Raw genomic sequence first — 12619 nt, 5'->3', positions numbered from 1 at the left:
GGTCCGGCGGAAGGCCAAGAGGTGGTCAAGAAATCGTTAGAGCCCCGAAGCAACGGAATAGTTGCCCGGGCGCACCGAGTTCATGTTGCACATGACTGACACGCCGACCGACCAGCCCACCCGGAGAGCCGGCGGAGCCGTCGTCCCGGTGCTCGCCTTCGCGGGCATCACCGTCGCGGTGATGCAGACCCTGCTCGTCCCCGTCATCAAGGACCTGCCCCAGCTGCTGGACACCGCGCCCAGCGACGCCACCTGGGTGCTGACCTCCACCCTGCTGTCCGGCGCCGTCGCCACGCCGATCATGGGCCGCCTCGGCGACCTGTACGGCAAGCGGCGCATGCTGGTCACCAGCCTGGCGGTGATGGTGGCCGGGGCGCTGCTCAGCGCGGTCACCAGCGACCTGCTCACGATGATCGCCGGCCGGACCCTCCAGGGCTTCGCGATGGGCGCCATCCCGCTCGGCATCGGCCTGATGCGGGACATGCTGCCCCGCGAACGGCTCGGCTCGGCGATGGCGCTGATGAGCTCGTCCATCGGCGTCGGCGGCGGACTCGCGCTGCCCGCCGCGGCCCTCGTCGCCCAGCACACCGACTGGCACACCCTGTTCTACGGCGCCGCCGGACTCGGCGTCCTCGCCATCGCCCTGACCCTGGCCGTCGTCCCCGAGTCCCCGCTGCGCGCCGCGGGGACCTTCGACCTGCCGGGGGCGCTGGGCCTGTCCGCCGGTCTGGTGCTGCTGCTCCTGCCCGTCACCAAGGGCAGCGACTGGGGCTGGACGTCCGGCACCACCCTCGGCCTGTTCGCCGCCGCGGTCGTGGTCCTGCTCCTGTGGGGCCTGATGGAGCTGCGCGTGAAGGCCCCGCTGGTCGACCTGCGCACCACGGCCCGCCGCGAGGTGCTGCTGACCAACCTCGCCTCGATCATGGTCGGCGTCAGCTTCTACGTCGTCTCCCTGGTCCTCCCCCAGCTGCTCCAGCTGCCCACCGCCACCGGCTACGGCCTCGGCCGGTCGATGGTCGTCGCGGGCCTGTGCGTGGCCCCGCTGGGCCTGACGATGATGTTCACGGCGCCCGTCTACGCCCGCCTGTCCGCCCGGTACGGCCCCCGCACCACCCTGATCATCGGCCTGCTGGTCATCGCCGTCGGGTACGCGGGCGGGCTGGGCCTGATGCAGGCGGCCTGGCAGACGGTCGTCACGTCGGTGGTGCTGGGCGCGGGCATCGGCCTGGCGTACTCCTCGCTGCCGGCGCTGATCGTCGGCGCGGTCCCGGCCTCGGAGACGGGCGCGGCCAACGGCCTGAACACCCTGATGCGGTCCATCGGCACCTCGGTGTCCAGCGCCGTCGTCGGCATGGTGCTGGCGAACACCGCCGACCAGGTGGGTGGTGTCGCGGTGCCGACCATGCACGGCTTCCGGATCTCCTTCCTCATCGCGACCGCGGCGGTGGCCGCCGGACTGGCGCTGGCCCTGTTCCTGCCGCGCCGCCGCCCCTCGGACAAGCCGCAGCTGCGCGCGAGCAGCGAGGAGGACGCCAACCTGGAGCGCGCCGAGGAGGCGCTGCGGGGCTTCACCGGCCGGGTCACGGACGCCGGCGGCGCTCCCGTGGCCCGCGCCCGGGTCACCCTGATCGACCGCCACGGCCGTCACGCGGGAGCGACCCTGTCCGCGGCGGACGGCAGCTACGTCCTCGCGGTGCCCGCCGGCGGCCCGTACGTCCTGGCCGCCCGCGCCGCCGGCCACGCCCCGCTCGCCTCCTCGGCGACGCACGCGGGCGACGACCGCCCGGTCGAGGTGGACCTGTCCCTGCCCGGCGAGACGGTCACCGCCTGACGCCGGCCCCGGACGCCCGCACCCCCGTCGCCCGCGCGGCGGGGGTGTGGTGCACCATGGGCCCCCCAGAGACAGGCACCGACAGGTACGACCGAAAGGCCCGCCATGACCCCGGCCCCGAAGCCCGAGATCCTGGCCGCGTTCGAGGCCGCGAAGGGGTTCATGCCCACGGACGAGGGGCTGGCCCTGTACGCGGCGGCCGTGACGGCCGGACGGCTCGGCCTGCCCCTGCTGGAGGTCGGCACGTACTGCGGCCGCTCCACGGTCCTGCTCGCCGACGCGGCCCGCGAGGCCGGGGTCACCGCGCTGACCGTGGACCACCACCGGGGCAGCGAGGAGCAGCAGCCGGGCTGGGACTACCACGACCCGGAGACGGTCGACCCCGAGATCGGCCTGATGGACACCCTGCCCGCCTTCCGCCGGACCCTGCACCGGGCCGGTCTGGAGGACCACGTGGTGGCCCTGGTCGGCCGCTCGCCGCAGATCGCGGCGCTGTGGCGGGCGCCCCTCGGGCTCGTCTTCATCGACGGCGGGCACACCGACGAGCACGCCACGGCCGACTACGAGGGCTGGGCGCCCCGGGTGGCCGAGGGCGGGCTGCTCGTCGTCCACGACGTCTTCCCCGACCCGGCGGACGAGTTCACCGGCCAGGCCCCGTACCGGGTCTACCTGCGGGCGCTCGCGTCGGGCGCCTTCACGGAGGTCTCGGTGACCGGCTCGCTGCGCGTCCTGCGGCGCACGGGCGAGGGGATCTGAAGGGCGCGCCGCGCCCCTCAGGGACGGGACGCCGTCCCGCCGGCCCCGCGGCGTCATGGCGCCGCTGAACGCCTGGCGGAACGGATCGGCCGTCCCGGCGAGCGCGGCCGCGCCCTGCGCGAACGGGGTGAGGGGGCCGAAAGAGCCGGACGGGGCGGCCGGGGCGGCCGGTCCGCCGCCTCCTGCGTCGGCGACGGCGGGCGACCCGCCGAGCAGCGCGGCGAGGGCGACGAGCAGGACGGTGCCGCGGCGGAGGACGGGTGATCGCACGCCCGCTTCGACGAGCCGTCCCCGCCCGCCCCGGTCACAGGCCCGCGGCAAGTGGTCCGAAAACACCGCGGCAGGGGGTCGCCGGGGCCGGCCGCTAGGGTGGCGGGCGTGTCGTACACAGGCCCGGACTTCGATGCTCCCCCGCCCCGCCGCTCCCGGCGCGGCCCCCTGACCGTGGCGGTCGCCGCCCTGGTGCCGGGGGCGCTGCTCGGGTGGCTGGTGTACGCGGCGGTGGGCGGCCCGGACGACGGCGGTGCGGACGGGGCCGGTTCGGGCGGGGCGTCCGCACGGACCTCCGCGCCCGCGACGCGCACCCCCTCGCGGACCTTCCCCACGGGCATCCCGGACGACGGCGCGTCAGGTGCCGCGCCGGACTCCCCGCCGGCCTCCGCGACCGCCGCGACCGGTCCCCTCAAGGGCAAGGTCGTCGTCATCGACCCGGGCCACAACCCGGGCAACGCCGCGCACACCGCGGAGATCGGCCGGACGGTCGACATCGGCACGCACCGCAAGGAGTGCGACACCACCGGCACGGCCACCGACGCCGGTTACGCGGAGGCCGAGTTCACCCTGGACGTCGCCCACCGCCTGCGCGCGCTGCTCCGGGCGCAGGGCGCGACGGTGCGGCTGACGCAGGACGGCGACCGGCCCTGGGGCCCCTGCGTGGACGAGCGGGCCCGGATCGGCAACGAGGCCCGCGCGGACGCGGCGGTCTCGATCCACGCCGACGGCTCCGCGGCCGGCAACCGCGGCTTCCACGTCATCCTGCCCGGCGCGGTGCACGCGGGCGCCGCCGACACCCGCCGGATCGTGGGCCCCTCCCGCGCGTTGGGCGAACGCGTCGCGGGCGGCTTCGTACGCGTCACCGGCAGCGCGCCCTCCAACTACACCGGCGACGGCACCGGTCTCGTCACGCGGAAGGACCTGGGCGGTCTCAATCTGTCAACGGTTCCCAAGGTGTTCATCGAGTGCGGCAACATGCGCGATAGCAAGGACGCGGCGCTGCTGACCAGTGGCGCCTGGCGGCAGAAAGCGGCGCAGGGGATCTCTGAGGGAATCGTGAGTTTCCTGCGCGGGTAGCGGTCCCCGGCCCGATCCCGGCGGACAGCTTGATCGGGCGGACGATAGTGTCGTCCGTACGATGAGGGGCCACCCCCGCGCTTCACACCGGGGCCCCGAGGGCGACAGGGTGACAGCGACGCCTCCACCGACGACGAGACGACCTACGAAGGACCTGAAGTGAATATCCGCTCCCTCACTAGAGGCGACGGCGTGGTGATCGGAGCAGCGGTGTTGCTGTTCATCGCGTCGTTCCTCGACCTCTACTCCATCGAAGGCGCCCCGGACAGCGTCGACCTCCCCAACCTGTGGAGCAGCGGGCCCGTCGTGCTCGGCGTCGTCCTCGCGGGCATCATCGGCGCAGCGCTCGTCGTCGTCACCCGGGGCATGTCGCAGCCGCTCAAGGTGGCGGGTCTGGACCTCGGCCAGTTCGGCGTCGCGTTCACCGTCTTCGCCGCCTGGTGCGCGCTCGGCAACATCTTCGACCCGGCGGGCGGCGCCGACAACTTCGAGGGCGCCACCAGCGACGGTCCCGACGCCGGCACCGGTCTGGTCCTCGCGCTCGTCGCCACGGTCCTGATGGCCGCCGCCGCCCTCGCCACCCCGCTCGTGCCCGCCCTCAAGGGCGCCCTGATCCCGGCCTCCCGCCCCGCAGCCCCGCAGCCCTACGGCGGTCAGCCGCAGGGCGGTTACGGCTACCCGGGCGCGCAGCAGGCCCCGTACGGCGGTCAGCCGCAGCCGGGCCAGCCGCAGCCGGGACAGCCCTACGGCGGTCAGCCGCAGCAGGCCCCGCAGCCGCCGGCGGCGGACTTCTCGCCGTTCTGGTTCGCCGTGCCGGTGCCGCGTCCGCTGTTCCCGGAGGACGGCTCGCCGACGCCGATCGCCGAACTGGCGCCGGGCACCTGGTACCTGGCGGTCGAGCAGCGCGGCGCGGCCCTGGTCGCCCAGACGCAGGACGGCCGCCGCGGTGTGCTGCAGGACACCTCGGGCATCCAGCGCGGCTGAGCCCCGACGCACGGCGATGGCCCCCCGCCCTTCCGGGCGGGGGGCCATCGCCGTGCGGCCGCCGCGGCCTTCCGCCTGACGCGGCGTCGATCTGCCGCCGGTCAGCGGAAGATGGCGATCGGGTCCAGGGTCAGCTCGCCCCGGGTGCGGTTCCAGGTGCGGACCTTGCCCAGGCAGCGGGCCTGGAACTCCTCCTCGTCGGCGTACTCCGCGTTCTGGAAGCCCTCGCGGACCCCGGCCGCCTCGCACGTGATCTTCACGTGGGCGCGCGGCCGGCCGTCGCCGTAGGGGGCGCGCAGCACGATGTCGCCGCCGTCCGCGCTGCGCGCCGTGAAGCGGCCGGTGACCGAGACGAACTCCGACATGACCTCGGTGAGCGCCACCCGGTCGGACGCGCCGCGCTCCCGCAGGATTTCGGCCAGGGCCCGGTTGGGTTCCAGGGAGCCGGTGGTGAGGTCGGCGTGGACGACCACGTCCTCCTTGCGCATGGTGTCCATGAGCAGCCGGATCACCGTGATCGGGGTGCTGTGCTGGATGTAGGCGGTGACGCGCTCCTTGGTGACGTCCCGGTTCGCCTTGCCGCCGCCGAGGCCGAAGCGGGCGCGCAGGCCGACGCCGCTGGTGACGTTGATGCGGTCGGCGACCTCCTGCTCCAGCGCGGCGGAGAAGCCGCCCTGTTGGTAGAGGTCCATCACGCGCTGCTCGTGCAGGAAGAAGCACATGCCGTGCACCGTGCGGCCGCCGCGCCGGCGTCTGCGCAGCCGGCCGGCACGGATCAGCCCGTACCGCAGCAGGACGGCGCAGCAGGCGGCCGTCGCCGCCCAGACGACCAGCCACGGCCACCACAGGGCCCACCACTCACTGTCGATGACACCCACGGATCTCCTTGAACGCGTCGGAAAGGGAGGAGAGTCCGGCGTCGACCATGCGGCCGCCGGTCGCCTCGGCGGCCCGCCGCAGGGCGCGCGCGTCGGCTTCTCCGAGCAGGACGGGGAAGGTGGGCACCGCCTCGGCCGCGTCGCCGAGCGCGCGGTGGCGGCGCAGGAACTCCTGGTAGGTGATGCCCGCGTTGTTCTCGCCGTCGGTCATCAGCACGACGGCGACCGGACGGCCGGGCTCCGCGCGGACGGCGCCGGCGGCGATGCGGTAGCCGCGGTCGAGGGCCGACCACAGGGCGGTGGCGTCGTCGTACCCGCCGCGCGCGACCGTCCGGCCGAGGGCCTCCAGGTCGGCGTCGCCGCGGACGGTCACGGTCCGCTCCTCCAGGACCCGGCCGCCGAACCGCACCACCGTGAGCCGCTCGCCCCGGTAGAAGCGGGCGAACTTGCCCGTCGCGCTGTCGTCGGCGCCGCTGAGGCCCGCGAAGGCGGCGCGCAGCCCGGCCATGCGGGCGCCGCGCATGGAGGTGGAGAAGTCCAGGACGAAGACGACCTGGTCGGCGGTGTGCCGGCCGGGGTCGCCGTAGTCGGTGACCAGCCGCTCGACGACGGACAGGCGGTCGGGGAAGGACAGGGCGTTGCCGACGTCGGTGCGCAGCGGCGGGGCGGGCGTGACGTCCTGGTCGACGGGCCGCCGGTGGGTGGTCTCCATCAGCCGGCGCTGGACGTCCGTGCCGAGCAGCCAGTCCACGACCTTGCCGTACGCCTCCCGTTCGCCGCCGTCCAGCAGCAGCAGCGGGAAGTCCGACAGGACCATGCCGTCGTCGGGGTGCACGATCTCCAGGGGGGTGCGCAGGGTGCCGGAGGCGTTGAGGGCGAGGAGTTCGGCCTCGTGGGCGATGAGCGCGTTGGTGTCGTCCTGGTGGCCGGGGTAGCGGTCGACGAGGTCGCGGGAGCTGGGGGCGGTGAGGGTCTGGCCGGAGCGGAAGCCGCGCAGCCGGTCGCAGGCGACGTCCTGCTCGCGCAGGGCGCTGCCGGTGCCGGCCGCGGCGGTGGCGACGCCGACCAGCGCGGCGCGGCCGGTGTCGCTGCGCCGCGGGTCGGCCATGCCGAACCGCACGGTGCCGTCGGCGGCGGCGTCGGCGACGTCGGCCCAGGAGATCCGGCCGCCGGGGGCCCTCGCGCGCAGCGTCCGCGCGGTGGCGGGGGCGAGGCCGACGACGACCGGGGAGCGCATGATCGCGGTGGACTCGGGCCGGGTGAGCGTGCCCCCGGAGTCCTGGACGCGCAGCAGGAAGGAGCGGTCGGAGGCGAGCCAGGCCAGGTCGTAGCCGGAGCGGCCGGCCGGGTACTGGCCCGTCAGGTCGGCGCCGGCCCGGTAGTCGACGTCCAGCTCGACGCCCGTGTCCTCTTGGAGGTCCCGCAACAGGGGCTCCACGTCGGCCAGTTCGGGGCTGGCGAGGACGCGCAGGGTGACGGGTTCCGGCTCGCCGGTGCAGGAGGCGGTGAGGGGGGTGAGCAGGGCGAGGGCGAGCGCGGCCGTCGTCAGACGGCGTCCGGCCGGGCTCACGGCTCGTCCCGTACGGGCGGCGGGCAGTCGCCGACGGAGTCGATGATCTCCTCCAGGACGTCCAGGGCCGGTTCGTAGGCCTTCGTCTCGTCGGGGTTGTCGGCCGGGACCTGGACGCCGTGCTCGCTCAGGTACGCGCTGAGCTCCTCGCTGCTACCGTGGTCACCGGAGAACCGGACGCGGAAGCCGAGTTCGACGGCCCGGCGGCGCAGCGCGGCGTCCGACCGGACGGCCTCCACGAGCCGGTCGCCCTCGCCGGTCAGGGAGATGAGCTGCGGCTCGGTGAGGACGTAGGGGGTCGGGTAGAGCAGGACGCGGTCGGTGTCCTGGCGGCCGTGTTCGTCGTGGTGGGTGATCTGGTGGGCCAGGTACTGGTGCTCGTAGATCAGCGAGACCGGCGCGATGCTCTCGCCGAGGTCGGAGAAGTAGCTCTCGGCCTGCTCGTCGGCCCACATGCCCTGGAGGTTGAGGAGCGGCGCGATGTCGGCGGCGAGGTCGCGCGGGGCGGTGCCGGCGCGCCGGGCGTCCCGGGCGTGCTGGGTGCCCGGGGTGCGGTTGCCGTTGACGACGAAGGCGAGCAGGCTCAGGTAGGTGCCGGCGGCGTTGGACTCGCAGACGTTGGAGGTGCGGACCAGGACGCGGCCGCTGTTGCTGCGGTCGCCGCTGACGGCGCCGAAGCCGATGCCGTTCCAGGTGTCGGCCTGCGGGCCGGAGCCGTCCCGGGGGTCGTCCGGGTCGTCCGCGCCGTCGAGCAGGCCGGTGAAGGCGCGCATGTCGAGGTCGTAGTAGAGGGTGGCGTCGCCGCCCGGTGCCCGCTGCGGGGTGGCCACGCCCGCCCGGACGAGGGTCTCGGCGTAGTCGCGGAAGGTGGCGAGGACCAGCGGGCTGACGAAGGGGCGCACCGAGTGCACCGAGCGGTCCTGCCGGTCGAGGACGAGTTTGGCGGCGGGCTGCCCGGAGGGGAAGACGGCGTCCATGCCCTTCAGGGTCTGGGTGGCGATGCCGCGCGAGCCGAGGCGGTGGATGTCGACGCGCAGGCCGTGTTCGAGCAGGCGGCGCCGCACCTCGGGGTCGCGGAAGAAGTCGGACTTGGAGGCCATCCTGGCCTCGACGACGGTGATGCGCTCGAACGGGCGCAGCACGTTGCCGGAGGCGGACAGGGCGACCAGTCCGGCCAGGGCCAGGGGCAGCGCGACGGCCACGTGCCGGGGGACACGGCGGCGTCCGAGGCGGCGGGTGGTGAGTCTCGGTTCCTCGATCGTGGTGGTTCCGGCGTCGGACAACGGCCCTCCAGCCTCTCAACGGGGCAGGATTATCGGGGACCTTGCCCGACACGGACCAGCGGTAGCACCAACTCCGTTCGTACGAAGGGTGAATACCGGCACACGGGGCCTTCACACCGTGTTTGGTACGCCCTCACGCGGCAACCCGGAGGGCATGTCCCCTCGATATCGCAGTGGTTCGGGTTCCGCAGGGGCGGTCGTCGCGGTCATCGCGGACATCATGGCCGTCATCCTCGGACTGTGGATTCTGATGTACCTGCTCGAGGCCAACCCCGGCAACGAGCTGGTGCAGTTCGTCCGCGACGCGGCCAACGTGCTGGCCGGCTGGTCGCGCGACCTGTTCACCTTCGACGCGGACTGGGCCCGGGTGGTGTTCGGTTACGGACTCGCCGCCGTGGTCTACCTCGTCGTCGGACACGCCATCGCCAACCGCATGCAGCGGCACTGACCCGCGGCCCGGGCGTGCCGCCGGGGCGTCACGCCCCGGCGCAGCAGTCCGGGTCCAGGCCCCTCGGCAGCTCCTCGCCGCCGAAGACCTGGCAGGTGGCCTCGTGGCCGCCGAGCGCGGCGACGGCCAGCAGCAGGGAACCGGCCGTCCACGTGGTCAGCTCCCGCGGCCAGATCGCGTCGTCGTCGAAGACGTAGCCCGTCCAGTACAGGCCGCTCTGCGCATCGCGCAGGTGCTGGATGGACTGCAGGACGTCCAGCGCCCGGTCGGACTCGCCCATCGCCCACAGGGCCAGGGCGAGTTCGGCCGACTCGCCGCCCGTCACCCACGGGTTGGGGTCGACGCAGCGCACCCCGAGGCCGGGCACCACGAAGCGGTCCCAGTGCTCCTCGATGCGGGCCTTGGCCTCCGCGCCGGTCAGCGCGCCGCCGAGCACCGGGTAGTACCAGTCCATCGAGTAGCGGTCCTTGTCCAGGAACCGCTCGGGGTGGCGGCGCAGGGCGTGCCGCAGCATCCCCGCGGCCAGCTCCCAGTCGGGCTGCGGCTCCTCGCGCTGCTCGGCGATGGCCAGGGCGCAGCGCAGCGCGTGGTGGATCGACGAGGAGCCGGTGAGCAGCGCGTCGGTGGTGGCCGTGCCGTCGTCGTCGAGCCGCCAGCCGATCTGGCCGCCGGGCTGCTGGAGGCGCAGCACGCACTCCACGGCCGCGTACACCACCGGCCACATCCGGTCCAGGAAGGCGTCGTCGCCGGTGCTCAGGTAGTGGTGCCACACGCCCACGGCCACGTAGGCGACGAAGTTGGTCTCCCGGCCCCGGTCGGTGACGTCGCGGGCGTCGCCGTCGGCGTAGGCCGCGTACCAGGAGCCGTCCTCGTTCTGGTGGCGGGCCAGCCACAGGTAGGCCCGCTCGGCGGCGTCGTGCTCGCCGGCCGCGTCCAGCGCCATGGCCGCCTCGACGTGGTCCCACGGGTCGAGGTGGTGGCCGCGGAACCAGGGGATCGCGCCGTCGTCGCGCTGCACGCCGAGGATGCCGCGCACGGTCGCGGCGGCCTGCCCGGCGGTGAGCACCCCGGGCAGGACCAGGTGTTCCGTGCGGGGAGTGGTCACCGGGCGGCCGCCTCGGCGCCGGCCCGCGGCAGGTGCGGCTTGGTCGCGTACGCCACGAAGCTCTTGCCGATGAGCGGGTTCAGCGCCTGCTCGGCGACCCGGGTCGCCAGCGGCTTCTTCATGATGTCCCAGACCAGCAGCTTGTGGTACGCCCGCACCGGCAGCGCCTTGTCGTTGTCGACGCCGAACGCGCACTTCAGCCACCAGTAGGGCGAGTGCAGCGCGTGCGCGTGGTGGGTGCCGTACGGCCTCAGGCCGGCCTCGCGGATCTTGGCCAGCAGCTCGTCCGCCTTGTAGATGCGGATGTGGCCGCCCTCGACCTCGTGGTACGCGTCGGACAGCGCCCAGCAGACCTTCTCGGGGCCGTAGCGGGGCACGGTGATCGCGATGCGCCCGCCGGGCTTGAGCACCCGCACCATCTCCGCGAGGACGCCCTTGTCGTCCGGGATGTGCTCCATCACCTCGGAGATGATCACGACGTCGAAGGACTCGTCGGGGAAGGGCAGCGCCAGGGCGTCGCCCTCCATCGCGGTCGCGGTGGCGCCGGCGGGTGCCTCGCCCGCCTCCTTCATCGCCGCGAACCACTTCGCGACCTCGCGGATCTCCTCGCCGTTCTGGTCCAGTGCCACCACCTGGGCGCCGCGCCGGTAGCACTCGAACGCGTGCCGGCCGGCACCGCAGCCGAGGTCCAGGACGCGGTCGCCCGGGGCGAGCGGGAACCGGGAGAAGTCGACGGTCAGCACGTGGCCCTGCTTTCGGGAGAGACGCCTTCAACATCGGAGGGGACCGCGGCGGGGGCCGCGGGCGTGGCGGCCGTTCCGGCCGGGAGCGGAGAGCGGCCGGGGCCGGACGCCCCGCGGGCGATCGCCTCGCGGTACCGCTCGACCGTGCCCTGCGCGGCCCGCGCCCAGGTGAACCGCGCCAGCACCCGCTCGCGCCCGGCGGCGCCCAGCCGGGCGCGCAGCGCGTCGTCGCCGAGCAGCCGGCCCAGTCCGGCGGCCAGCGCGCCCGCGTCGCCCGGCGGCACCGCCAGGCAGGTCTCCCCGTCCGGCCCGGCGACCTCGGGGATCGCGCCGCCGGTCGTGGCGAGCAGCGGGGTGCCGGTCGCCATGGCCTCGGCGGCCGGCAGCGAGAACCCCTCGTAGAGGGAGGGCACGCAGGCGACCTGCGCCGAGCGGACCAGGTCGACGAGCTCCGCGTCCGAGATGCCCTTGACGAACTCGACGGCGCCCTGCAGGCCGTAGCGCTCCATCGCCCGGGCGACGGGGCCCTCCGCCGGGCGCTTGCCGACGACGACGAGGTGGGCGTCGGGGTGCTCGGTGCGCACCTTGGCCAGCGCCTCGACGAGGAAGACCAGGCCCTTCAGCGGCACGTCGGCACTGGAGGTCGTCACGATCCGGCCCGGCACCCGCGGCACCGACGGGTCCGGCGAGAACAGGTCGGTGTCGGCGCCGATGTGGACCACGTGCACGCGGTCCTCCCGGACCCCGAGGTGGTCGACGATCTCGGCGCGGGAGGTCCCGGACACGGTCAGCACCGACGGCAGGCGGCGCGCGACGCGCTTCTGCATGCGGGTGAAGGCGTACCAGCGGCGCACGGAGTACCGCCGCTGCCAGGTCCCGGCGGCGTCCAGCTCCAGCTGCCGGTCGACGGTGATGGGGTGGTGGACGGTGGTCACCAGGGGCGCGCCGAGGTCGCCCAGCAGCCCGTAGCCGAGGGTCTGGTTGTCGTGGACGACGTCGAAGTCGCCGCGGCGGGCGCGCAGGTGGCGGCGGGCGCGCAGCGAGAAGGTCAGCGGCTCGGGGAAGCCGCCGGTCCACATGGTGGCGACCTCCAGCGCGTCGACCCAGTCGCGGTACTCGTCGCGCCCGGGGGTGCGGAAGGGGTCCGGCTGGCGGTAGAGGTCGAGGCTGGGCAGCTCGGTCAGGCGCAGGCCGTCGTAGCCCTCGTCGAGGACGGGGTAGGGCTGGGCGCCGATGACCTCGACCCGGTGGCCGAGCCGGGCGAGTTCGCGCGACAGGTGCCGCACGTAGACGCCCTGGCCACCGCAGAACGGGTTCCCTTTGTACGTGAGGAGCGCGATGCGGAGCGGTCGCAAGCCGTCGGCCGCGGTGCCCTCCAGGGGCCCGGCCGGACTGGCCTCAGCGGTCACTCTGGGCCCCCTTCTCCCTGCACTGTCCCGCGAGATTACGCCGGGACGCTAACCTAGAACAAGTTTCAGACTTGATCGTTCGGAGCCTCTGAATCTACCGGCAGGTAAGGGCGCTGTGACCAGTGGATCAGGTGATTCACGCCACGGCCGGCGCCGTGCCGTGCCGTCCGATCACTCGCGCTCACCGACTGTCACGGAACGGGGTCCATGCCTGTGGAAGCCAAGGTGAACAAGGCGGACAGCCCGGACGGAGGCGCCGGGG

11 protein-coding genes are annotated in these 12619 nt (G+C 74.2%); 5 read left to right on the top strand and 6 right to left on the bottom strand.

Features of this window, described 5'->3' with window-relative positions; genetic code table 11:
* Positions 1-91: 91 nt before the first annotated feature.
* The 4 genes from ACIF8T_RS02985 (at position 92) to ACIF8T_RS02970 (ending at position 4921) form a co-directional block, all read left to right on the top strand.
* Positions 92-1831 (top strand): MFS transporter, encoded by a 1740-nt coding sequence (locus ACIF8T_RS02985; protein WP_400030484.1) that lies wholly within the window; start codon positions 92-94, stop codon positions 1829-1831.
* A 105-nt stretch (positions 1832-1936) separates the two neighbouring features.
* On the top strand, positions 1937-2587 hold the full coding sequence (locus ACIF8T_RS02980) for a class I SAM-dependent methyltransferase (protein WP_400030482.1): 651 nt from the start codon (positions 1937-1939) through the stop codon (positions 2585-2587).
* A gap of 378 nt (positions 2588-2965) precedes the next feature.
* Complete coding sequence (locus tag ACIF8T_RS02975) at positions 2966-3937, top strand: N-acetylmuramoyl-L-alanine amidase (RefSeq protein WP_400030480.1); 972 nt, start codon at positions 2966-2968, stop codon at positions 3935-3937.
* A gap of 159 nt (positions 3938-4096) precedes the next feature.
* Positions 4097-4921, top strand: coding sequence for a hypothetical protein (locus ACIF8T_RS02970; protein WP_400030478.1), 825 nt, complete (start codon positions 4097-4099; stop codon positions 4919-4921).
* Between the two features lie 101 nt (positions 4922-5022).
* On the opposite strand, the gene ACIF8T_RS02965 is transcribed toward ACIF8T_RS02970, so the two are convergent.
* Genes ACIF8T_RS02965 through ACIF8T_RS02955 form a run of 3 tightly spaced genes read right to left on the bottom strand, consistent with a single transcriptional unit; the run spans position 5023 to position 8652 of the window.
* The gene (locus ACIF8T_RS02965) at positions 5023-5799 is read right to left on the bottom strand and encodes a hypothetical protein (protein WP_400030477.1); all 777 of its coding nucleotides are present in this window, start codon (positions 5797-5799) and stop codon (positions 5023-5025) included.
* Entirely contained in the window at positions 5780-7369 is a 1590-nt protein-coding gene (locus tag ACIF8T_RS02960) for a substrate-binding domain-containing protein (protein WP_400030475.1), read from the bottom strand. The genes ACIF8T_RS02965 and ACIF8T_RS02960 overlap by 20 nt, the downstream gene beginning before the upstream one ends.
* A complete protein-coding gene (locus tag ACIF8T_RS02955; protein ID WP_400030473.1) occupies positions 7366-8652 on the bottom strand; it encodes a hypothetical protein in 1287 nt (428 codons plus the stop codon). The genes ACIF8T_RS02960 and ACIF8T_RS02955 overlap by 4 nt, the downstream gene beginning before the upstream one ends.
* 154 nt (positions 8653-8806) lie before the next feature.
* Here ACIF8T_RS02955 and ACIF8T_RS02950 point away from each other — a divergent pair, with 154 nt between their 5' ends.
* The gene (locus tag ACIF8T_RS02950; RefSeq protein WP_400030471.1) at positions 8807-9100 is read left to right on the top strand and encodes a hypothetical protein; all 294 of its coding nucleotides are present in this window, start codon (positions 8807-8809) and stop codon (positions 9098-9100) included.
* Between the two features lie 28 nt (positions 9101-9128).
* On the opposite strand, the gene ACIF8T_RS02945 is transcribed toward ACIF8T_RS02950, so the two are convergent.
* The 3 genes from ACIF8T_RS02945 to ACIF8T_RS02935 are packed head-to-tail and all read right to left on the bottom strand — an operon-like array spanning position 9129 to position 12357.
* Positions 9129-10205 (bottom strand): prenyltransferase, encoded by a 1077-nt coding sequence (locus ACIF8T_RS02945; protein WP_400030469.1) that lies wholly within the window; start codon positions 10203-10205, stop codon positions 9129-9131.
* The gene (locus ACIF8T_RS02940; protein WP_400030467.1) at positions 10202-10948 is read right to left on the bottom strand and encodes a class I SAM-dependent methyltransferase; all 747 of its coding nucleotides are present in this window, start codon (positions 10946-10948) and stop codon (positions 10202-10204) included. Before ACIF8T_RS02940 ends, ACIF8T_RS02945 begins: the two co-directional genes overlap by 4 nt.
* A complete protein-coding gene (locus ACIF8T_RS02935; RefSeq protein WP_400030465.1) occupies positions 10942-12357 on the bottom strand; it encodes a glycosyltransferase family 4 protein in 1416 nt (471 codons plus the stop codon). Before ACIF8T_RS02935 ends, ACIF8T_RS02940 begins: the two co-directional genes overlap by 7 nt.
* Positions 12358-12619 lie beyond the last annotated feature (262 nt).

This window comes from Streptomyces sp. NPDC085946, from assembly GCF_044540485.1.
In the GTDB taxonomy this organism is placed as follows: domain Bacteria; phylum Actinomycetota; class Actinomycetes; order Streptomycetales; family Streptomycetaceae; genus Streptomyces.
This window is presented reverse-complemented; position numbering and strand designations above follow the sequence as displayed.